The sequence below is a fragment of the Streptomyces sp. NPDC036984 genome (assembly GCF_055607665.1).
Window position 1 is genome coordinate 1 of record NZ_JBVJRL010000021.1, and the last position, 21,700, is coordinate 21,700.

The 21,700-nt window shown below is 72.2% G+C and carries 17 protein-coding genes and 3 pseudogenes; 8 read left to right on the forward strand and 12 right to left on the reverse strand.

The genetic code is table 11. From position 1 onward, the window contains the following. Positions 1-205 precede the first annotated feature (205 nt). On the reverse strand, positions 206-967 hold the full coding sequence (locus tag ACZ7DL_RS30120) for an Atu4866 domain-containing protein (RefSeq protein ID WP_470778898.1): 762 nt from the start codon (positions 965-967) through the stop codon (positions 206-208). A gap of 348 nt (positions 968-1,315) precedes the next feature. Here ACZ7DL_RS30120 and ACZ7DL_RS30125 point away from each other — a divergent pair, with 348 nt between their 5' ends. Both ACZ7DL_RS30125 and ACZ7DL_RS30130 read left to right on the forward strand, forming a co-directional pair. Further along, the gene (locus ACZ7DL_RS30125; protein WP_470778900.1) at positions 1,316-1,591 is read left to right on the forward strand and encodes an Atu4866 domain-containing protein; all 276 of its coding nucleotides are present in this window, start codon (positions 1,316-1,318) and stop codon (positions 1,589-1,591) included. Positions 1,592-2,511: 920 nt separating this feature from the next. Then, positions 2,512-2,997, forward strand: coding sequence for a hypothetical protein (locus ACZ7DL_RS30130; RefSeq protein ID WP_470778902.1), 486 nt, complete (start codon positions 2,512-2,514; stop codon positions 2,995-2,997). A gap of 6 nt (positions 2,998-3,003) precedes the next feature. Here ACZ7DL_RS30130 and ACZ7DL_RS30135 read toward each other — a convergent pair. Continuing rightward, positions 3,004-3,750, reverse strand: a pseudogene (locus ACZ7DL_RS30135) (IS5 family transposase); the annotation flags it as partial. Here ACZ7DL_RS30135 and ACZ7DL_RS30140 point away from each other — a divergent pair. Continuing rightward, positions 3,709-3,837, forward strand: a pseudogene (locus tag ACZ7DL_RS30140) (IS5/IS1182 family transposase); the annotation flags it as partial. The pseudogenes ACZ7DL_RS30135 and ACZ7DL_RS30140 overlap by 42 nt on opposite strands. Before the next feature lie 351 nt (positions 3,838-4,188). On the opposite strand, the gene ACZ7DL_RS30145 reads toward ACZ7DL_RS30140, so the two are convergent. From ACZ7DL_RS30145 to ACZ7DL_RS30160, 4 genes are all read right to left on the reverse strand, one after another. Further along, a complete protein-coding gene (locus tag ACZ7DL_RS30145) occupies positions 4,189-6,672 on the reverse strand; it encodes an ATP-binding protein (RefSeq protein WP_470778903.1) in 2,484 nt (827 codons plus the stop codon). Positions 6,673-6,932: 260 nt separating this feature from the next. Next, entirely contained in the window at positions 6,933-7,748 is an 816-nt protein-coding gene (locus tag ACZ7DL_RS30150) for an intradiol ring-cleavage dioxygenase (RefSeq protein WP_470778904.1), read from the reverse strand. 559 nt (positions 7,749-8,307) lie between these two features. Continuing rightward, positions 8,308-8,463 (reverse strand): hypothetical protein, encoded by a 156-nt coding sequence (locus tag ACZ7DL_RS30155; protein ID WP_470778905.1) that lies wholly within the window; start codon positions 8,461-8,463, stop codon positions 8,308-8,310. A gap of 241 nt (positions 8,464-8,704) precedes the next feature. Then, positions 8,705-9,295 (reverse strand): TetR/AcrR family transcriptional regulator, encoded by a 591-nt coding sequence (locus ACZ7DL_RS30160; protein WP_470778907.1) that lies wholly within the window; start codon positions 9,293-9,295, stop codon positions 8,705-8,707. 134 nt (positions 9,296-9,429) lie between these two features. Here ACZ7DL_RS30160 and ACZ7DL_RS30165 point away from each other — a divergent pair, with 134 nt between their 5' ends. Both ACZ7DL_RS30165 and ACZ7DL_RS30170 read left to right on the forward strand, forming a co-directional pair. Beyond that, positions 9,430-10,275: an SDR family oxidoreductase gene (locus ACZ7DL_RS30165; protein ID WP_470778909.1), complete on the forward strand. Its 846-nt coding sequence runs from the start codon at positions 9,430-9,432 to the stop codon at positions 10,273-10,275. 218 nt (positions 10,276-10,493) lie between these two features. Continuing rightward, the gene (locus tag ACZ7DL_RS30170) at positions 10,494-11,477 is read left to right on the forward strand and encodes an aldo/keto reductase (RefSeq protein ID WP_470778910.1); all 984 of its coding nucleotides are present in this window, start codon (positions 10,494-10,496) and stop codon (positions 11,475-11,477) included. 89 nt (positions 11,478-11,566) lie between these two features. On the opposite strand, the pseudogene ACZ7DL_RS30175 reads toward ACZ7DL_RS30170, so the two are convergent. The 3 genes and pseudogenes from ACZ7DL_RS30175 to ACZ7DL_RS30185 form a co-directional block, all read right to left on the reverse strand. Continuing rightward, a pseudogene (locus ACZ7DL_RS30175) lies at positions 11,567-11,776 on the reverse strand (ATP-binding protein); the annotation flags it as partial. A gap of 132 nt (positions 11,777-11,908) precedes the next feature. After that, on the reverse strand, positions 11,909-12,259 hold the full coding sequence (locus tag ACZ7DL_RS30180; protein WP_470778912.1) for a hypothetical protein: 351 nt from the start codon (positions 12,257-12,259) through the stop codon (positions 11,909-11,911). 488 nt (positions 12,260-12,747) lie between these two features. Continuing rightward, positions 12,748-12,960, reverse strand: coding sequence for a hypothetical protein (locus ACZ7DL_RS30185; RefSeq protein WP_470778914.1), 213 nt, complete (start codon positions 12,958-12,960; stop codon positions 12,748-12,750). 376 nt (positions 12,961-13,336) lie between these two features. Here ACZ7DL_RS30185 and ACZ7DL_RS30190 point away from each other — a divergent pair, with 376 nt between their 5' ends. From ACZ7DL_RS30190 to ACZ7DL_RS30200, 3 genes are all read left to right on the forward strand, one after another. After that, complete coding sequence (locus tag ACZ7DL_RS30190) at positions 13,337-16,330, forward strand: type 2 lanthipeptide synthetase LanM family protein (protein WP_470778916.1); 2,994 nt, start codon at positions 13,337-13,339, stop codon at positions 16,328-16,330. Between the two features lie 38 nt (positions 16,331-16,368). Further along, positions 16,369-16,578: a hypothetical protein gene (locus ACZ7DL_RS30195; protein WP_470778918.1), complete on the forward strand. Its 210-nt coding sequence runs from the start codon at positions 16,369-16,371 to the stop codon at positions 16,576-16,578. Positions 16,579-16,678: 100 nt separating this feature from the next. After that, positions 16,679-19,585, forward strand: coding sequence for a helix-turn-helix transcriptional regulator (locus tag ACZ7DL_RS30200; RefSeq protein ID WP_470778920.1), 2,907 nt, complete (start codon positions 16,679-16,681; stop codon positions 19,583-19,585). 55 nt (positions 19,586-19,640) lie between these two features. Here ACZ7DL_RS30200 and ACZ7DL_RS30205 read toward each other — a convergent pair whose 3' ends face one another. From ACZ7DL_RS30205 to ACZ7DL_RS30215, 3 genes are all read right to left on the reverse strand, one after another. Next, the gene (locus ACZ7DL_RS30205) at positions 19,641-19,898 is read right to left on the reverse strand and encodes a hypothetical protein (protein WP_470778922.1); all 258 of its coding nucleotides are present in this window, start codon (positions 19,896-19,898) and stop codon (positions 19,641-19,643) included. 523 nt (positions 19,899-20,421) lie between these two features. Beyond that, the gene (gene sbnA / locus ACZ7DL_RS30210; protein ID WP_470778924.1) at positions 20,422-21,417 is read right to left on the reverse strand and encodes a 2,3-diaminopropionate biosynthesis protein SbnA; all 996 of its coding nucleotides are present in this window, start codon (positions 21,415-21,417) and stop codon (positions 20,422-20,424) included. Positions 21,418-21,433: 16 nt separating this feature from the next. Continuing rightward, positions 21,434-21,670, reverse strand: a complete 237-nt coding sequence (locus ACZ7DL_RS30215) for an MbtH family protein (RefSeq protein WP_470778926.1) — start codon at positions 21,668-21,670, stop codon at positions 21,434-21,436. Between the last annotated feature and the right edge of the window lie 30 nt (positions 21,671-21,700).

Here is a 21,700-nt window from a genome sequence, read left to right on the forward strand (position 1 = left end):
GCCGCGGCCGAGTCGTTTGTGTTCGTGGACGACGAGGGTGACGGCGACGCCGGAGGAACGGATCTCCCCGGCGAGCTTCACGGCGGCCTCCAGCTACTGTTCGAATCCCAGCCTCGGTCTCGCGCGCCAGGGCAACCAGGCCGCGGTTTCCCCAGGTGTCGCGCACCCAGGATCGGGACCGTGGGAGCGCCGACCGGGGGGAGGGTCAGCCGAGCTTCATCACGTGTCCGGCGTGGTGCAGTTCGTCGCCCTGGAACTCTCCGTAGGCCCAGAAGCCGAGGTCGTCCAGGTAGTCGATGCGGTGGCCGTCGATCCAGTACCGGCCCTGGTAGGCGTGCGGGCGCCCGCCCCGGGTCTCGTCGTAGCGGCCGTCGGCGGTGAGTTCCTGGTGCAGGAAGTCGTTCTTGTCGATCCAGACGCCGACGCGCGGGCTGCCGGTCAGGTCCGCGGCGGCCGGGATGCCCGTCTCAGGGGCGGTGGCCCGGCCGGGGACGTCGCTGCCGGCCCACAGGACCGGCCGGCCGGCTGCGACAAGTGCGCGGACCTGCTCCGGCCGGGTCATGAGGGTGGCCACCGCACTCGGCACGTTCGCGGCGAGCTCGTCGGGCACCACGAGGAAGTCGGGGGTGTTGCCCGGCGTCAGCGTCGCGACGTACTCCGAGCGCTGGCCACGGCCGCCGGCCAGCGCGACGGTGTCGACGACGGCGGGGGCGATGGTCAGGCCGGTGCAGTCGACGACGATGGCGTTGTCGTCCCCCGCCGCGGTGATGATGGCGGGGCCGACCCCTACGACCAGGGAACCGACGAACAGGAGGTCTGCGCCGGTAATGGTCCCGATCAGCGGATCCATCGTCACGACGCGGGCGTTGGTGAACAGGACGGGCCGCCCCTCGTCGTTCGAGATGATCTCGTCGAGGGCCTCGGGGTTCCAGCTCACGGTGCCGGTGCCGGTGTCGGTGCTGCTCATTGCATGCTCCTCAGTGGAGTCGCCTCGTCGGTTTCCCCACTGCGCGAAATGAGTGCCGGTGCGGGTCCGAGGCGAGTGTTCGGCAGCTACAGCAGCTGCCTGACCACCAGGTTCGTCGCGCGGTGGAAACGGAACCAGGCCGCCGTTATCCCAGGTGTCCGGCACCCACGATCCGTCCCGCCGCGTACGACGAAGCAGCCACGGGGAAGGTTCCGAACGGCCCGCTCCGCTGCTGCACGACATGAAGGGCCCCATCACTCGCGATGCTGGGTGTGCGGCACCCAGGAAGCTCTCACCTGGGGAGACGGCGGCCTGGTTACCCCCGGCCGCCGGGCCGATCGTAGAGCCATGACCAGCAACGACACGCCCCGCGACCCGCACCCGTACGTCGGAATGTGGGTGACCGCCGACGGATTCATCCGCCAGGAACTGCTGCCCGACGGCCGCTACGACGAAGCCCGCGGCAACCGCCGCAGCGCCTACACCGGCAACTACACTGTCACCGGCAACCACATCGACTACGCCGATGACACCGGCTTCACCGCCACCGGCGACGTCCGCGACGGCGTCCTCTTCCACGAACACCTGGTCCTCTACCGCGAGGGCGACGTGCACACCCCGTAGGAACCCCGACTGTGACCAGGATCCGCATGCAGGCAACAGGCTCCTCCACCTCGCATGGGCCCGCGTCGACGGCTCTGCTTCGTGCACACTCGGCACCCGTCGACCACGGCCAGTACCCTCCCTGACCGGGGCGAAGACCGCGTCGGGGTGCAACTGCCAGAACTGACGCCGCCACAGGGTCGGGGAATTCATGCCGGAGGGCTCCCGCTCTCACCTCCATCGTGGCCAACGGACGAGGCCAAACCCTGCCCATGACTTCGGCTCTGCCGCCCATCCAGGCGGCAGGTCGGCACGGTCCACGGCGACGGCAAGCACCCGCTGCGGCAGGGTCCACATCATGGGTGCACTGTTGCCTGCAGGTCAGGCGGCCCTCTTCTTCCGGTAGCGCCCGTGGCGTCTGACGTGCGTAAATTGCTTATTTCATCCCCGGTGGAGTGTTGCGGCAGATGCAATTCATCCTGATTTTGCACTTCGCCACCCGCGCACCGACGACTCGTAGCTGCTGTCCAAACCCTCGAAAACGACGCCTTCGAGGCCGATAGAAGTCAAGGTCAGCCACTCGCGGTCCAGGTGAGCGTCGGCAGCTGACTCCCGAAGCGGGCGTCGCCAGGTCTTGGCTACCCAGGCCGATGCCGGCCGACCGGGGACGCGGTTCGTGGTGATGACGTACAGCGCGACCCACGAGCTCGTACACGGCGATCTTCGTCGTGTACAGCGCCGCCGTGGCCTCCCCCTGGCGCTGGCTCGGCCGAAACACTGTTGAAAATTACACAAGTCCCGTTCGGTGGGCGGGGCCGCCCTGCGGGTCGGGATTACTCGACAGAGCCTTCGTCCGCGGCGCAGCATGGAAGAGCGGCAGCGCCGACGCGCTCGCCCGGCACGTCGGAGCTGCTCTTTCTCTTTGAGGAGTGGAGGCCCCGATGAAGTGCAGGATCGTAGCGTGTGGCGCAGCGTCGGCCGCGATGGCTCTGGGGATAGCCGTCGGCCCGGTCGCGGAGGTCTCCGCGGCCCCCGCGCAGACATGCGAGTACTGGGACACCGACGGGGACGGCTTGGCGGACGAGGGGGTCCAGGATCGCGACGGCGACGGTCGATTCGAGACGATGGTCCGCGACAGCGACGGCGATGGAGTGATCGACGCGATCGGGGTGGACACCGACGGCGATGGAGTGATCGACAAAGGCATGACGGCGGATCAGTGCGCGAGTGGCGGGGAAGGAGCATCGGATCCGCAAGACCGTCCTGGAACCCAGCAGCGGGATCCCGGGACGCAGCATGAGAATCCTGGAACCGAGGAGGAGGATCCCACCCATCAGCCAGAGACCGGGACCCAGAACCAGGATCCCGGAACTCAGCAGCAGGATCCCGGGACCCAGCAGGACTCGGGAGGCATGCACGATGAGTAAGAGGGCCTAACAAAGGCGTTGGACGTGTCGGTGGGTGATGAGGCAGGTGGCGAGGCCAAGAAGGGCTTCGTGGGTCGCGTCGTTCCCAGCGGATGCGTAGTCGGTGGAAGCCGTGGAGCCAGGCGATGGTCCGCTCCACAACCCAGCGGTGAACTCCGAGGCCGGATCCGTGCGGGACGCCGCGGCGGGCGATCACGGGTTTGATGCCCAGTGCCCAGACGAGACGGCGGTATTTGTCGTGGTCGTATCCGCGGTCGCCCAGGAGGGTGTCGGGTCGGTTGCGTGGCCGTCCGACCAGGCCGGCGACGGACGGGATCTTCTTCAGCAGAGGCAGCAGCTGGGTGACGTCATTGCGGTTGCCGCCGGTCAGGGAGACGGCGAGTGGGATGCCCTGGCCGTCGACGATGAGGTGGTGCTTGCTGCCCGGACGTGCGCGGTCGACCGGACTGGGCCCGCTTTTGGGCCCCGTCGAGCGGCCCGGACGCGGGAGGAGTCGATCACCGCCCGCGACCAGTCCAGCTTCTTCGCGACCCGCAGCTTCTTCAGCAGCACCAGATGCAGTTGGTCCCACACACCGGCATCGTTCCACGCGGCCAGACGCCGCCGGCAAGTCATCCCGGAGCCGAAGCCCGGCTCCTGCGGCAGGTACTCCCACTGGATCCCGGTATGCAGCACGAACAAGATCCCGCAGAGTGCCTGCCGGTCCGGCACCCGAGGACGGCGCTGGAGCCGGCGCCCAGCCCGGTGCCGGGCGCCGACCGGTTGTGGATCGTTGACGGCACCCTGATCCCGGTCCGGGACCGGCAGGTCGCGGCCTCCTCACGCGACTACCGGTTCTCCAGAGGGGCGACGGCCTCCACCACGCCGTCCAGGCCGTAGCCACCATGCACGACCTCGCCATGGCGGATCGAAACAGCAGGCCAGCCATCACCGAGACATGCCGGCCACCGAACCTCCTGCAACACCCTTTGGCACCCTGGTCGACCTGCACCTGCGGCGGAACGCGGCCTGCGGAGAGTGCGTCGCCCCGCACGTGCACGTCTGCCATCGCTGGGCAACCACCGAAGACGCCTGGGAGATCTTGGTGGAGGTGTGTCCCAGCGCAGCAACGTCAAGGTGCGGGTGGTGGCCGGCGCGGTGACGGCGGCCGCGGCTGGGAAGGAACCGTGAGCGACGACTGTCGGTGATCGGTCACCCGTACGGGTCCTCGGCGTTGGTCCGTGTGGCCACCCACAGGGCGATCTGTGTGCGTGACCGCATGCCCAGCTTGTCGCGCACCTTGTCAAGGTGTGTGGCGACCGTATGTGCCGAAAGACCGAGCCGCTCTGCGATCTGCCGGTTGGTCAACCCGTCGGCGACGAGCCGCGCCACCATGAACTCCCTTCCGGTGAGCGTGGACCGGTCGTCGACGACCTCCCCGGCATCCGTCCTCGTCCGGTGGTCGCCGCTCCTTGTCCGCAGTGCGTACGCGACAAGCCGGTTCCCGCGCAGCCGACGGCCGCCGCTGACCGCGGCGTCCCGAGCAGCCGCCGGGAGCCCTGTCCTGGCACGAGCCACCGTTCGTTCCACCTGGCGTCGCCACGGAGCCTCGGACACAGTGTCGAGACGGCGACGCGCCTGCGTGCTTGCCTCGTACAGCAGGAGCGCTCGCCGCATGTCGCCGCTCTCGGCGGCCACGAGGGCCAAGCCCTCCACCGGATAGAGCGCGTGAACACTTGTTTCGGGGACGATCCGCAGTACCTCGGCGAACAGCGCCTCGGCACTTTCCAGATGCCCCTGAGCCAGCCGTACGGCGCCCGCCGTGTGCAAGGCGGCGGCGACCCGGCTCCAAGGGGCGTGAGCTCTGAGCACGGGCAGGCAGCGGGACATGAGTGCGTCGGCCTCCATTTCCCCGCCCGCTTGGAGCAGCGCCCAGGCCAGGTGATGGGTGCACCAGGCGGTGTCCTTGGGTGTGCCCAGCGTGGCGACGACATCCAGGCATTCGCGCAGATCGGCGACGGCCGCGCCGAATTCCCCGCGGCACAGCCGCGCCGCGGCCCGCGCGTCCAAGGCGTTGGCAAGTCCGGCGGGGTGATGGCGCGTGCGCTCCATGGCCACCGCCCGCTCGCCGAGGCTCAGTGCCTGTGCCAGGTCGGCTCGCTGGCAGGCCACGCGCGCGGCAAGCGCTGGTACCGCCCCGCCGAGGGCCCGGCCGCCGCCTTCCCGCAGCAGTCCCGTCAGCAGCGCATGGGCGGCTGACGGCTGTTCCTGCTCGTAGTGCACCCGCGCCAGTTCAAGCTTCAGCCGTGGGAGCGAGGCGCCGTCACGGACGGTGGCGCCGGCGAGAGCCGCCGCGAGGTTGTCCCGTTCCACGGCCAGCGGGCTGCCGGCCTGGTCGGGGAACACCTCGTCGCCGGCTCGGTCGGCCAGCCCGTTCAGCCACTCGAGGACCCGGCGCCTGGTGGCGTGCAGCTCGCCGGATGCGCGCAGACACTCCAGGGCGTAGGCGCGGATGGGGCCCAGCTGTCTGAAGCGTGCCGTCCTGGCCTGCGAGTGACGTGTGATCAGGGACTTGGCCTCCAGGGCACACAGGATGCCGAGTATCTGCGCCGGTGCGATACCGGCACCGGTGCAGACCGTCCGCGCCACAGCCATGTCGAATCCGCCACCGAGGACCGCAAGACGCCGGAAGACCGCCTGTTCGGCCGGATCGAGCAGTCGATGGCTCCAGTCGATCGCGGCGGCCAGCTCGCTGTGACGCCCGGGACCGGTCCTGTGTCCGCCTGCTAGGAGGGACAGCGAAGACATCTGGTCGCCCAGTCCCGCCAGGATGTCATCCAGCGGGAGAGTTCCAGCCCGGCGGGCCGCCAGTTCGACGGCGAGCGTAAGGCCGTCCAGTTTGCGGCAGATCTCGGCCACCGTCCGACCGTTTCCGCGCTGGAGCGTGAATCCCGGTGAGCAACTCGCGGCACGTTCGACGAACAGCCGGACGGCGTCTGCCCGCAGAAGGACGTCCGGGTCGTCTCCGGCATCGGCCGATGGCAGCGACAGCTCACCGACCCGGAGCACCGTCTCCCCGGGTACCCGCAGGGCTTCTCGACTGGTGGCCAGGATCCGTAGCCGAGGGCAGTGACTCAGCAAGGTCGCGATCAGTCGGGCGCACGGCTCGGCCAGATGCTCGCAGTTGTCCAGGATCAACAGCCGACGGGCGTCGCCGATCGCGTGAACCAGGACGTCGGCACCGGATCGTCCTGCCCGTTCCCCCACGGCCAGCGCGGCGGCGACGGACTGTGCGAGCGTAGCGCCGTCATGCAGCGCGTCGAGTTCGACCAGGTCGACCCGCCCGTGGCGGCCGGGCAGACCCTTGGCGAATTCCAGCGCCAACCGTGTCTTGCCGACTCCGCCGGCACCGGTCAAGGTCAGGAGCCGCGACGTCCTCAGCAGGGTGGCCAGTCGCGACAGCTCAGCCCGTCGGCCCACGAAGGAGTCGAGGGCCCGTGGCAGGCAGCGGACCTGGGCGGTCGCGGAGGCATCGCTTGATGGGGGCGGTGATGCAGCCGTCTGCGCCCGGCGGGAATCCCGGCGCGCCGACCGTTGCCTGAACGCCCGCTGTCTGCATGCGTCGGAGCAGTAGCGAGCCGGTCGACCGCGGCGCGGTCCACCGGTCAGCGGTGCGCCGCACGACTCGCATGTCATGCCTCGGTCATCCCCGATACCCGGCCGTCCATTCCCTGGACGAAGTCCTCGAGTCCGTCATCCCCTCCTTCGCGCGCAGTGCGGCCGTGAGCCAACTCGGGCACCGCTGAGGGGCCGTACGTTTTTCCTGCGGTCCTGGTTCCTGCGACGACCCATTCCGACACGCGACGACCAGCGGCAAGAGTGGGCGGCCGGCATCGCAGCGGCGGTAGCCGGCGTCGCTGCCGCAAAGCAAACCGGCTACCGCTCGGCCGGGAGCCTCAGGGGACGGCGTCGGGATCGATGCCGAGCACAACGGTGCCGAGCACTCCCTTGGCGAGGTCGCTGCCGATCTGCGTAAGAGTCAGCAGGGTGGAGGACCCGCCGTTGCGGTAGATGCCGTCCCTGGCGTTGAGCGTGCGGGTGGCCGTATTGCTCCGGTAGGGGGCGAGGGTGGCGACCCTGCTGTTGTACGTTTCCGGAAAGTAGAGCTGGCCGGTGTGGGAGACGTGGCCTCCGTGGTACCTACCCTCGGTGACAGTGCCGCCGACATGGGTTTTGACGTGGATGTGGAGGGCCCGGCCGACGTACCAGCCAGGGTAGACGGTGGTGAACTCCGCGACGCCGGTGGAGTCGGTCAGTTGCACGCCGCGCAGGAAGGTCGTGTCCGGGGTGGAGCCGCCTGCCTCATATCCGGAGTAGACGCCGAGTGCGTCGCAGTGCCAGATGTCGACGGCCGTGCCGGGCAGTGCAGAGCAGGTCGTGGTGTCGATCACTTTGACGCGGAGGGTGAGAGGCACGCCGGGCCTGCCCTCGGTGATGTTCTTGCGGACCGTCTCCAGGTCCAGGTAGTAAGGCCCCTCGGTCTGCTCGGGCGTGAGGACGCAGTCGGCGGCCGGCCGGGTCGGGGGCTGGGCACCATTGTTCCCGTTTGCGGTCGCGGTCGCCGGTCCGGCCGTCAGCCCCAGAGCGGCCGCTCCGAGGGTCGCACCGCCGAGGGCGGCCATGACGGTTCTGCGGGTTGCACCGGCCGGTCCGTCGGCGGGCTCGGAACCGCGCTCGCGTTCTGCGGAATGGGGGCGGGGGGTGTCAGTCATGCTGTGAGAATGGCCCGTGTGGCTGCCCGTGACATCGATCAGATGACCGGTGAATCGCGCGCGTTACGAAACTCACCGTGCCGGCGTCCGCCCTGCTGTCGGACGTGATGCGGAGCGCGGCTCTCGAACGTGTCCGGGTCCCGGAGCCAACGTCCAGGAGGTCGCCGGCAATCCGCTCGGGTTTGCGCTCGCAATGACCGCATTGAGCAGCCGTGCTCAGTCGGCCGTGTGTCTCCGTGGCTGTCCAGGAAAGCTCATCGTGTGGCGGTCCACCCATCCGCTCGGGAACCCACGGCACAGCGCGAGAGGCGCCGCGTCGCTTGCGGCCACCGGAAGCGGGCGCCGACGTCGGTGTCGGTCAGGTGCAGACGCAGGCCAGAATCATCGCGCTCGTGGACTCGGGTACCTGGTCGGTGGGTCGCATACGCCGCCTCGCCCGCTTTGACCGGCCGGACAGCGGTGTGTGGGCAGTGCTCGGCCTGGCTGGGCAGGACGGCATCGCGTGGTACGGCGCGGTCGCGGATCAGGAATGCCCTGGACAGGATTTCTTCACGTGCTGTCACGTGGTGGATCCTTCGGTCTCGGGCGGCAGGATGGGGGCGCTCTCCAGGAAGCGGTAGGCGTGACGCTCGTCGGACCGTACGGCGGCCGGCGGCACGCCGAGGAGACAGGAGGCCTTCCCGGCGGTGGCGCCGCAGAGGCAGCGGAGCACCATGACGTCGAGTTGAGTATCGGGCAGTCTGCTGATCGCTTGAGGCCGCCATCGCCCGGACTGCCTGACGGCAGGCGTCCCTCTGTCCGCGATGCACCTTGTTCTGGACGGCGTCCGTTCCAAGCAGTGCCTGGCCGGCGGGCAGCCCGCCTTCTCGGTGCTGGACCACGCCGCGAGCAGCGGGACTCTCTGTCCACGCGATCCCGCCCCAAGCGGCGGCCGGGCGAACGCGGCCGGAGCGGGGTCACGGGCTGGACGCTGGCCCGTTTGCTCCGTATCTGAGGCCGTCGAGGAGCAGGTCGAGGAGGCGTCCGGCCCGTTCGCGTTGGTCGGGAGCGCTGGTGATCAGCGCGACGCCGGCCAGGCTGAAGCCGACATCGAAGGGGTCGATGTCCGGGCGCAGGAGGCCGGCCTCGGCGCCGGCGTGCAGCAGGGTGCCGAGCGCGGAGCCGAGCTTGTCGAGGGTTTCGGCGAAGGGGTCGGCACCGGATGCGACCGCGGCCCGGAGTGCGTCCGCCATGCCTTGCTTGGCGGCCAGGTAGTCGATGAAGTCGTCCATCCACAGGCGGATCGCCCGGTCCGGTGCATGGTCGGCGAGCAGCTTCGCGGCGCTGTCGCAGACACGGGCCAGTTCGTTGCGGTAGGCCGCCTCGACCAGTGCCTCGCGTGTGGGGAAGTGGCGGTAGAGCGTGGCCGAGCCCACGCCTGCGGCCTTGGCGATCGTGTCGATCGCGACGTCCGGGCCCTTTTCGGAGAAGGCGCGCACGGCCGCTTCGAGGATGCGTTCCCGGTTGCGGCGGGCATCGGCGCGCAACACGGTCGGCTTGCTGGTCAAGGTTGCTCCCTTCATCCGGGGACCAGTCTAGCTGGACAACCGGGGAGTTCTCCGCTTACCGTGACGGATAACTGGGGAACTCCCCGGTTACGGGTGTCGGCCGCCCGTTGTGCTCCTCAGCAAGGAAGACCCTCATGACCTCCCCGAAGACAGTTCTGATCACCGGTACGTCCTCCGGTATTGGCCTGGCCGCCGCCATCGGCACCGCGCGGGCGGGCTGGGCGACCATCGCCACCATGCGCGACACCGGCAAGGCCGAGGCCCTGCTCAGGGCCGCCGCCGAGGCCGGTGTCGCGGACCGGATCCAGGTCAAGCGCCTGGATGTGACCGACTCCGCCGGCATCACCGCCTGTGTGGACGAGGTCGTCGCCGAGCACGGCCGCCTGGACGGGCTGGTCAACAACGCCGGGGCCGCCCAGGTCGGCACCATCGAGCAGAGCAGCCTCGAGGACGTCCGCGCGGCCATGGAGGTCAACTTCTTCGGCGTGGTGGCGGTGACCCGGGCCGCCCTGCCGCACCTGCGTGCCTCGAAGGGTCGGGTGATCACCGTCACCAGCGTTGGCGGCGTCGTCGGCCAGCCCTTCAACGAGGCGTACTGCGCCGCCAAGTTCGCCGTCGAGGGCTTCATGCAGTCCCTCGCACCGGTCGCCGCCACCGTCGGCGTCGATGTCACCGTGGTCGAGCCGGGCGCCGTGGCGAGCGAGTTCGTCGCCAATCTCGGCCTGGACGTCCCGACGCTGCTCGCCGCCGCCGGGCCCTACGCCCCGGCGCTTGAGGCCTACATCTCCCGCACCCGGCAGTCGTTCGACAACGCCCAGAGTCCGGCCGAGGCAGCCGCCCCGGTCGTGGACGCCCTGACCGGCGCCCGCCCGCTCTTCCGCATCCAGACCTCGCAGTGGGCCCGCGACTTCGTCGCCACCACCCTCGCCGACCTCGACGGCTCCGCCGTCCAGACCCTCACGGGTACCTGGGTGCGCTGACCGCCCCGCCTCCCACGTGGGTGCACCGCCGACGCCGGGCGCACCAGCCGCACAGCATCCCCGCCCGCCTGCGCCACACCGCCGCCGCGCCCCGCCCGACCAGACCGGCGACCGGCGCCCGGCCGCACCCGCTTTCGGGCCGAGGGCCGCAGCGCACCGCACACACAACCAACCAGTCACACACCGCGGGACGACCCGCAACAGCAAGGAAGATCACCATGGAACTCCGCACCCTCGGCAGCCAGGGCCTGACCGTCTCCGCCGAAGGACTCGGCTGCATGGGCATGAGCGCCTTCTACGGCAGCACCGACGAGGCCGAGTCCCTCGCCACCATCGACCGCGCCCTGGACCTGGGCGTGACCCTGCTGGACACCGCCGAGGGCTACGGTCCGTTCATCAACGAGCAGCTCCTCGGCAAGGCCCTCGCCGGCCGCCGCGAGCAGGCCGTCGTCGCCACCAAGACCGGCGTCGAGTTCACCGACGACGGCACGCTCGTCGGCCTCAACGGGCGCCCCGAGTACATCCGTCGTTCCCTGGATCGCTCCCTGCGTCACCTGGACACCGATCACGTCGACCTCTACTACCTGCACCGGGTCGACCCGCAGGTGCCGATCGAGGAGACCGTCGGCGCCATGGGTGAGCTGGTGGCCGCAGGCAAGGTCCGCTACGTCGGCCTGTCCGAGGTCGCCCCGCAGACCATTCGCCGCGCCCACTGCGTCCACCCGATTTCGGCGGTCCAGACCGAGTACTCGCTCTTCGAGCGCGGCATCGAGGACGACGGGGTCATGGCCACCCTGAACGAGCTCGGGATCGGCCTGGTCGCCTACTCGCCGCTCGGACGCGGGTTCCTGTCCGGTGCGATCACCAGCCCGGACGACTTCGCCGCCGACGACTTCCGCCGCACCGACCCTCGCTTCCAGGGCGAGAACTTCGCCCGTAACCTGGCCGTGGTCGACGAGGTCCGCCGCATCGCCGCCGCCAAGCAGGTCTCGCCCTCCCAGCTGGCTCTCGCCTGGGTGCTGCACCAGGGCGCGGTCGCCATCCCCGGCACCAAGCGGCGCCGCTACCTGGAGGAGAACGTCGCCGCCACCACCGTGACGATCACCGATGAGGACGTGGCCGCCATCGAAGCCGTCGCCCCGAGCGGCATCGTCTCCGGCGACCGCTACGCCCCCGAGCTGATGCAGAACCTCAACGGCTGACCGCGGGGTGTCGGGAAAGACAGCCCGGACGACCCCCAGCCGTGCGGCGTCCCGGCGGCTCGCTCCGACGCCGCCGCACGTGATCCAGTCTATCTGGACCCCCGGGGGAGTTCCCCGGTTACGGTGGCGACCAACGAGTTGGTGCGTGATAGTGGGTCGGCGCGGGCTCGGGTGGTGGCGAGGCGGTAGGAATCGGTTCCTGTCTCGATGATGTTGCCGCCGAAGGTGAGGCGGTCGACGATCGCAGCGCAAAGCCTGGGGTCGGTGAAGGTCTTGGTCCAGCCGGAGAACGACTCGTGCCGCTGCTGTACCTTCCGCCTCGGAGCGAATGTCACCTGTTCGAGTGACAGATCGGCCGCCCTGTCCCGCCCGCGTCGGCCTCCTCCTCGCAGCCAGCTTCCTCTGGTCCGCCCTCAGAGCGAACAGGCGGTTCAAGGCCGGAGGCATTCTCCCAGCGGATCGAAGCAGACGAGACCGTGCTCGTGAGCCAGCGAGGCGGCGTACTCGGACACTTCCTCAGCCTTGCCACAGGACATGAGCAGGTACACGATCGGCCCCGATGCCTCCTCGATGACCGGCGGTGATGCCCATACGACACTGCGATCTACGTCGTCCGGGTACCGCTCCCCAAGCGCTTCCACGTAGCGCGCAATGGGCGGCGCCGGAGGCGCGACAACGTCGTCGGATTCCAGGTAGCGCACATAGAGTTCGTCGTATGTCGAGCCCGCTTGGTGGTTGTCGAGGGGACGTTTACCGGCCCACACAGCAAGGTCATAGCTCACCGGCGAATCGTCGCAGGTAGCAGTACCGCCGAAGTCGACAGACCCCTGACATCGGCCACCACTTCGTAATCCGCATGAGAATCCGTGGGCAACCATCACTATCAGTGGCGGCCTGGTTGCGTAGCGGCTCGCTCGCAAAGAACGGCGGCCGTTCGCAAACTGCGCCGGCCGGTGTGACTGAGCGCGGTATCTGGCGAGACTCGCCAACGTCAGTACTCATGGCGCAACGCACGTTGTGAACTGCTCGGATGCCGTAGTCCCATCGCGGGCGCAGTCACACCGACCCGAACCGGGCCAGCCCTGGCCGGCTCCTCGGCCTGCGCCGGCGTCGGCGCACCAGCAGTCTGAGCCCCACCCCACCAGGCCTCCCCGCAGTCGCCGCCGGGCCCTGACCCGGGCACCGGCTCGCTCCCCCGCGCGGGCGGGCGGGGTCCTCGCCCCCGGCATGGTCGCGTGGCGGGGCGCCGCGTGCGGGGGCGCGCCGCCTCTCAGCCGACGGTAGGCCGGCCGCCGCCCGGGACCAGGCGTGCGTGCCGGCCCCGGGGGCAGGACAGCAGCCGCTCGTCCAGTCCCAGCCGGTGCGCCTCGGTCAGGAAGTCATCGAGCGGTGAGCGGAAGACGGTGTAGTCGTCGTAGTGCACGGGCAGCACCCGGCGGGGGTCCAGGCGCCGGGCGAGTTCCGCTCCCTGCGCGCCGTCCATGGTCACCACGAAGCCGCCGGGCAGTTGCGTGCCGCCCAGGTGGAGGACGGCCGGGTCGGCGGAGGGGAAGCGGCGGACGATCTCTTCCAGGCCGTCGAACAGACAGGGCGGCGCGGCCCTTTCGCACAGTGAGCGGCTCTCGGCCGGATCAGGAACTGGGCGGCCGGCAAGCCGACGCGCGCGTCCTGGTCCAGGCGGTTCACGTACCCGCGCCCGGCGGCCCCGGAACCGAGCACGGCGGGTCGTTCCAAGGGCAGCCCGACCGGCCCGCCCCGCGACGTCTCGTCAACCACCGGCGGCGCCAGTCCCGGTAGGGTATTTCCGGCAGATTTCCGGCTCTTGCGCGGCCACCGAGCCGGCTGACAGGCTCTGCGTCGTGACCGCCAACGATGCGTTCGCAGCAGCCGGGCCGACCGCCCCCTCCGGGTCGCTCCCGGCTTTGGCGCCAGCGCAGTCCCAGGAGCGGCGGGACCGCGATGCGGCCGAGTTCGTCGAGGCCGCCCTCGCCGGCGCGCCCGGCGACCCGGTCCCGACGTCCGGGCCGCTGCCGGGCACGGCCGGCTTCGCCGTCGTACTCGCGCCGTTCGCCGAGCTGGCCGGGCGGCGGCTGCTCTCCGGGCTCGACCCGGGCGTCGGCCGGTCGAGCGAACTGGCCGCGATCATCCGGGATTTCACCGCGACCACGGCCGCCGCGCTGGGCGGCCAGGCAGCCCGCACGCTGGTGCTGGAGCTGCAGGTGGCCCGGGTAGAGGGACGCCTGGCGGGCGCGACCCCGCAGGCCAGGTTCCGCGACTTCGTCGCCGGCACAGGGACCAGGGCCGGCCTGGTCCGGTTGTTCACCGAGTACCCCCTGTTGGCCCAGTTGATCGGTCGCAGCTGCGCGAACGCCATCGCGGCCATGGCCGAGCTGCTCAACCGGTACGCCGAGGACCGCGCCGAGTTGGTCGCGCGGCTGTTGGCCGGACACGACCCCGGCCCGCTGGTCGCCGTGGACCGGACTGCCGGCGACGTGCACCGGCGCGGGCGCCGCGTCGCCGTGCTGCGCTTCGCCGACGGCAGGCGGGTGGTGTACAAGCCCCGCCCACTCGCGGCCGACCGCCACTTCGGCGAACTGGTCGACTGGTGCAACGCCCGCGCGGAGACACCCGGACTGCGCACACCCGCCCTGCTGACCCGTCCGGACCACGGCTGGTCGGAGCTGATCGAGGCCCGCCCCTGCGCCTCGCCGGCCGAACTCGACCGGTTCTACACGCGCCTGGGCGCGCTGCTCGCGCTCGCCCACATGCTCGACCTCACCGACCTGCACCACGAGAACCTGATCGCCTGCGCCGACCACCCGGTGCTGGTGGACCTGGAGACGCTCTTCCACCCGCCGCTGCCCGAGGACCCCGCTGCCGACGACCCGGCGGGCCGCGCGCTGGACGCGTCCGTGCAGCGGATCGGCCTGCTGCCCCAGCTGGTGCTCGGGGACGGGGACGCGCTCGACCTCTCCGGTCTCGGCGGCGGCGCCGACCGCCGCTCGCCGATCGAGACGGTCGCCTGGGAGGCCGCGGGCACCGACGCCATGCGGCTGGTCCGCCGGCCCGGCGCGGTCCGCCCCGGGGCCAACCGCCCCCGGCTGGCCGGCGCCGAAACCGAGCCCGCCGCCCACACCGAGGCGCTGGTGGCCGGCTTCCGCGCGGGCTACCGCATGCTCATGACGCACCGGCAGGAGCTGCCCGCCCTGCTGCGCCGCTTCGCCGACGACGAGGTCAGGGTGGTGACCCGTGCCACCCAGGTCTACGTGACGGTCCTCGCCGAGGCCACCCACCCCGACGTGTTACGCGAGCCGCGTGACCGGGAGGAACTGTTGCGGCTGCTCGGCACGGACGCGGTGGACGACCCGGGCTGGCCGGGATTGCTCGACCACGAGATCGCCGAGCTGCGGGACGGCGACGTGCCGCTGTTCACCGCCCGCCCCGGCCGCACCGACCTGTGGAGCGGCACCGGCGCCCACATCCCCGGCGCCCTCGACCGGCCCGGACTGGCCCGGGTGGCGGCGCGCCTCGCGGCGATGGACGAGGCCGACCTCACCGGGCAGGAGCGGATCATCCGGACGGCGCTGGCCTGCCGGACGGTGGTGCCGGCGCATCCCGCCGCGGTGCCCGGACCCCGGACGGCCGGGCCGGGTGCGCGAGCCGCCGGGCAGGCCGGGCCGCCGCCCCCCGACCAGTTGCTCGCCGCCGCCCGGGAGTTCGGCGACCTGCTGGTCCAGCAGGCCCACCGGAGCCGGGGCCGAGCGAACTGGCTGGGCGTCGAACTGCTCGGCGAGCGGTACCGCAGACTCGGGCCGTGCGGCGCCGACCTGGGGCACGGGTACTCCGGCGTCGCCCTCTTCCTCGCCCAGCTGGCCGCGCTCACCGGTATGGACCGCTACGCCGGGACGGCACGCGACGCGCTGCGCCCGCTGCCGCGGCTGCTGGACCGGCTCGCCGCGCTCCCGGACGAGGATCTCGGCGTGGTCGGCTCAGGCGGCTTCACCGGGCTCGGCGGCATCCTGTACGCGCTCACCCGGGTCTCGGCCGTGCTGGACGACGCCGGGCTGCGCGACCTGGTCGAGCCGGCGGCCGCGCTGACCGTCCGGGCCGCCGGGGCCGAGCGGTCGATCGGCGTGCTCGACGGCACGGCGGGCGGCTTGGCCGCGCTGCTGGCCGCGCACCGGGCGCACCCGTCGGCCGAGCTCCGGCGCGGCGTGGACGCCTGCGCCGACCGGCTCGTCGCCGAGCCCGTCCCGGCTGCACCGGGCTTCGCCACCGGCGCCGCCGGGGTCGGCTGGGCGCTGCTCGGCTTCGCGGGCTCCGGGGGCGGCGAGCAGTACCGCCGGGCAGGGCTGGCCGCGCTGCGTTCCGCCGTGGCCGGGTTGCCGTCCGCCGGCGCCGACCTTTCCTGGTGCACCGGCGCGGCGGGGGTGGCGCTGGCGGTCGCCGACCGGCCCAGGGCGATGGCGGATCCGGCGCTGGCTGCGGCCGTCGCTGCGGCCCTCGGGCACCTCGCGGACGCCGGACCGGTGCCGGACGGCAGCCTCTGCCACGGCGAGTGGGGCCTGCTGGAGCTACCGCACCGGACAGCGGCCGGTGCGGTGCTCCGGGTGCGGGCCGCCGGGGCGGTCCGGCGCGGCCCGCACCTCGCGGTCGGCGGCGGCATCCCGGCGCCCGGCCTGCTCACCGGCCTGGCCGGCCACGGCCTCGGCCTGCTGCGGCTGGGCTTCGCCGACATGGTCGCTCCGACGCTGCTGCTGCGGGCGCCGGACCCCGAACCCGTCCCGCCCCGGCTCCGGGTCGGAGCCGCGGACGGCTCCGGAACCCCTGACGCCGGGCTTCGCGCCACCTGACACAGACCACCGAGAACATCAGTGGAAGGAACCCCTCGATGAACACCACCGACCTCGTTCAGCTCTGGAAGCAGCCCGCCTCCCGGCTCGGCGCCACCACCGACCACCCGGCGGGCAGAATCCGGTTGCGCAGCGGCGGCGGGCTCGGCCGCCGCTCCCAGCTGCTCGGCGCCTCCTCGGCTTTCCGCGGCACCAGCACCAGCCCGTGGACCTCCGTCAGCATGGAGTTCCACGACGAGCGCCACTGAACAGCCCGTCCGGCGGCCGCGGGCTGCCGCGGCGAAGCGTGATCGTCCTTCCCGAGGAACTCTCTACTCAGTGCGAGTGCGGCACGGGTAGCCTGCGGAGGTGCACACTACTGCCCCGACCACCATCGGCCGCGAGACCGAACTCGGGCTGTTCAAAAGTGTACTGACGGCCCTTCAGAAGGGGTCGGGCCATACGGTCCTGCTGGTAGGGGAGGCGGGGATCGGCAAGTCCCGGCTGGCCGGGGAGTGCGCCGGCCAGGCCGAGTCGCTCGGCCTGCCGGTGCTGCGCGGGCGCGGCAGCCCGACCAGTGCCGGGACGCCGTACCGTCCGCTCATCGAGGCGCTGAACTCCCGTTTCCGGGTCACGGGCGTGCCCGAGGACCCGGAGCTGGAGCCCTACCGGCCGGCCCTGGGCCGGATGCTCCCGGAGTGGCGGCACACCGCCGTGCCCGGCTACCCCGAGAGCGCGGTGGAGCTGGCCGAGGCCGTGCTGCGGCTGCTGGCCGTGCTCGGCCGGGACCGCGGCTGCCTGCTCGTCCTGGAGGACCTGCACGAAGCCGACTCGGAGACCATCGCCGTGGTGGACTACCTGGTCGACAACCTGGCCGGGCTGCCGGTGCTGCTGGCGGCCACGCTGCGACCCGAGCCGGGCGCCGCCCTGGAGCTGGCCCGGGGCGCCGAGCGGCGCCGGGTCGCCTCCCTGGCCACCCTCAAGCCGCTCGGTGCACCCCAGGTCGGCGCGCTCGCGGCCGGCTGCCTGGACCTGCGGGCCGACCAGGTGCCCGCCGCCGTGGTCGAGCGGCTGAGCACGCTCAGCAACGGCAACCCGTACCTCGTCGAGGAGCTGCTCGCCGAGATGGTCGGTTCCGGAGCGCTGCGCCGGGACGGCGGCGGATGGCAGGTCACCGGCGACCTGGCGGCCGCGGTTCCAGTGAGCGTGGTCAGCGGCCTGCGGCAACGGCTGGCGCAGCTCGATCCGCAGGTGCGTGACCTGCTGCTGCTCGCCGCCACCTTGGGCACCGGGTTCTCGATCGGCACGCTGGAGCTGATCACCGGACACAGCATGCGGCTGCTGCTCGACCAGCTGGCCGCCGCGGCCGACTCGGGCTTCGTCGTCCCCGATCCCACCGCGGTCGACCAGTACGCCTTCCGGCACGCGCTCACTGCGGAGGCGCTGCTCGCCGGGCTGCCGCCGGCCGAGCGGGCGGTGATCGCCCGCCGGGCGGCCGAGGCCGTCCTGGCCGCGGACCCGGCGGTCTCCGACGACCGCTGCCAGCTGGTGGCGCGGCTGCGGCTGCTGGGCGGCGACGAGGCGGGAGCGGCGCTGCTCTACGCCGAAGCCGGCCGCCGGGCGCTCGTCGGGGGTGCCTCGGCCACCGCCGTGCGGCTGCTGGAGCGGGCTCGCGGGCTGGCGGCGCCGGCCGACCGAACCGCCGTCACTGAGTCGCTGGTGCACGCGACGGCCGAGGCGGGGCAGCTGGACCGGGCACTGGCGCTGGCCGAGTCGCTGCCGGACGCGGGAGCCGACGCGCTGAGCATCGAGGGACGGGTCGCCCTGCATACCAGGCTCGCCTGGGCCGCGGTGATCTCCGAACGCGCCGCCGACACCCTGGCGCAGGTGGCCGCCGCCCGCGCGCACCTCGGCGACCCGTCGGCCCCGCGGCACACCGCCGCGCTGGCCGTGGTCGAGGCCCACTTGGCGCTGCTCCCCGGGCACGGCGGGGAGACGGCCGCGACCGAGCGACTCGCCCGCGAGGCGGCCGAGGTCGCCGAGCGTGAGAAGCTCCCCGTCGTGGCCTGCCAGGCCTGGCAGCTGCTCGCCCTGCTGGCTCGCGAGCGCGGCTTCGACGACGCCGACGCCTGCCTGGAGCGGATGCTCGCCGTCGCGGAGGAGCACAGCCTGGCGGTCTGGCGGGTGGAGGCGCTGCTGCGACTCGGCGCCAACGCCTTCCTGCGCAGCGGTGACGCGCGTCGAATCCGGGAGGCGCGGGACGCCGCCCGCGACTTGGGCGCCCTCGCCCTGGTCCAGCACGCGGAAGGCCTGCTGGCGATGGAGGCCGTGCAGCGCGCCGACTTCTCGGCCGCACAGGAGATCATCGACCGCTGCCTGGAGCCGAGCGCCCGGATGCGCAACCTCGGCGGCCACCGCTACCTGCTGCTGGTGGCGGCCACCCTCGCCGCCCATCAGGGCCGGCGACGGCAGATGGAGCGGGAACTGCTCCAGTTCGACAAAGCCGCCGAGTCCACCTCCTTCCTGATGCCGGTCCTGCTCGGCCTGTGCCGGGCGTTCTGCGCCCTGCTGGAGGAGAACCGCACCCAGGCGCTGGCCGAGCTGGCCGCCGCGGCCGCCTGGGAGGACCAGCACCCCAACATGTTCTACCTGAGCGGACGGTACGGCCTCGGTCCGCTGCTCGCCGTCGTCGGCGGCACCGCCGACCGTACGGCGTGCGCGGCGGCCCTGGCGGCGCCGGCCGCCGCGTTGGCCTGGAACCGGCAGTTCCTGGTGCTCACCGACGCCGTGCTGCTCGGGCGGGAGGGCCGCGGCCGGGAGGCCGCCGCGCTGGTGGACCGGGCGCGGCAGGAGTTCCGGCAGTTCCCGACCGGCCGTCACCTCGGGCTGCGGCTGGTCGCCGAGGCGGCCCTCGCCGACGGCTGGGGCGAGCCCGTCGCCTGGCTGCGGACCGCCGAGGAGTACTTCCACCAGGCCGGCGTCCGCTCCGTCGCCGGCGCCTGCCGGTCGCTGATCCGGCAGGCGGGCGTACCGGTCGCGCAGCGGCGCACCGGGCGGGAGCTGATCCCCGAGGGGCTGCGGTCGGTCGGGGTGACGCCGCGTGAGTTCGACGTGTTCGCGCTGCTCGTGGAGCGCCTCGGGAACCAGGACGTCGCCCAGCGACTGTCCATCTCGCCCCGCACGGTGGAGAAGCACATCGCCAGCCTGCTCCACAAGACCGGCAGCGCGAACCGCGCGGAGCTGTGTCGGCTCGCCCGGGCGCTGTGCGGGGACTGACCGCCCGTGGCACCGGACCGGTCGGTCCCGCCCGGTGCCACGGGGGAGCCGTCGCTTACCGAGCCCGGGGTGGGGGCAGGTCCGGCACGTCGGTGCCGAGACCCTGTTCCTGCGCCCGGTGGCGGACCAGGTCGGCGACGGCGAGGTCCAGCACGCCCAGGGCGAACGGCGAGAAGACCGTGAGGGCCTCGGGGCCGCGCTCGTGCCGGCCGCCGGTGAGGATGAAGCCGATCGAGTCGGCGATGAAGTCGTGGTGACCGACCTGCTCTTCGGCCGGCTGCCAGCGAGGTGGACTCGCGGCGGACGTGGTCACCGTCATCGACGATGTGGACGCTGGACAGGATGGGCTCCGGGCCGAGGTCGCGCAGGGACGGGTGCAGCAGCGGCGTCCCGGGCCGGCAGGGGGGCGGGTCCAGGTGCGGGGCGGCGGTGGCGAGCGAGACCAGCCGCTGGGCGGCGAGGGCGCCCCCGATCCGCTCGGGGGGCGTGCGTCGCGGAGGCGAGCGCCGCGCTCGCCGCGGTGCGCCGCGCGGAGATCACCGAGCCCTCCCGCAGCACCTCAGAGTGACCGGTGCGCATCGAGCCGAGGACGATAGCGCCGAGGCGCGCTCCATCCGGGCGTCCAGGTTGCCGGACAAGGAGGAGGTCCACTTGTTGCCGGCCACCGGCTCCTGCGCCCCGGCGCCCCCGGCCACGTGCGGTTCCCCGCGGCGGCGCGCGATCGGCTCATCGCCCTGCCGGCCGACCTCGGCCGCGTGCAGCCGGTACGCCCGGCCCACCGCCTCGACCACCCGCTGCTCGGCACCGTCCAGGAACCGGCGGACCCGACCTTGCCGTCAGGACCGGCATGTCGCCGCCTCGGCCACTGGACCGTGCTGCTTCCACAGGTGGGCGACGTCGCCGAAGTGCGACGCGACCCAGTCGTCGTCGTAGATCGTGTCGAGGTAGCGCTCGCCCCGGTCGGGGAGGATCACCGCGCAGGTCGCGCCGGCCGGGATCCGGTCGCCCAGCCGCTGGACCGCGGCGAGCACCGCGCCCGCCGAGCCGCCGGCCAGGATCGCCTCGCGGTGCGCCAGCCGCCGGCAGTTGACCACGCAGTCGAGGTCGCTGACGTGCACCACCGTGTCTGCGAGGCCGTCCTGGTGGAGCGCCGGGCGAACGGCCGCGCCGTGGCCGGGGATCAGCCGAGGCGCGGGCTCGCGCCCGAAGATGACGCTGCCCTCGGCGTCGACGGCCACGATGGTCACCGGGATCCGCCGCTCGCGCGCGTACTCGGCGCAGCCGCGCAGCGTCCCGCACGAACTGGTCGCGCAGAACAGGTAGTCCAGGCCGCCGGGTACGGCCTCGCAGATCTCCCGCATGGTCGCGTGGTGCGAGCGCGGGTTGAGCGGGTTCGCGTACTGGTCCGGGCAGTAGGCGTGCTCGGTGCCGGCGAGGATCTCGCGCACCCGGCGGATCCGCACCGGCAGGTACTCGCCGCTGACCGGGTCGATCGTGGTCACCACCTCGACCTCGGCGCCCAGTGCCCGCATGATGGCGATGTTCTGGCGGTTGGCGCGCGGGTCCACCACGCAGATGAAGCGGACCCCGAAGTACCCGCAGGCCTGGGCGAGTCCGATGCCCAGGTTGCCCGAGCTGGACTCGACCACGACCGACCGGCCGGGAATCACCCGGCCCTCGCTGATGGCCCCGCACAGCAGCTCCAGCGCGGAGCGGTCCTTGATCGAACCGCCGGGGTTGTGGGCCTCCAGCTTGGCGAACAGGCGGAAACGGGCGGTCGGGTCGAACCTGGTCAGCTCGACCAGCGGCGTGCGGCCCACGGTCTGCAACACGCCGAGGGGCGTGGTGTCAGACGGTCGCACGGGTCCCGCCGGTGGCGGTGCCGTCCATCCGGATGCGCAGGCTCTTCGGCCGCATGTCGGTCCATACGGCCCCGATGTGCGCCAGGCACTCCGCCCGGCTGCCCCGGGTACCCTCGGCCCGCCAGCCGAGCGGCAGCTCGCGGTCGGCGAGCCAGATCGAGTACTGCTCCTCGTCGTTGAGCACGACCAGGTAGCTACGGGTGTCGGCGGCTTCCTCGGCCATCAGGCCCTCCTGCCCTCGGGTTTCGGCACT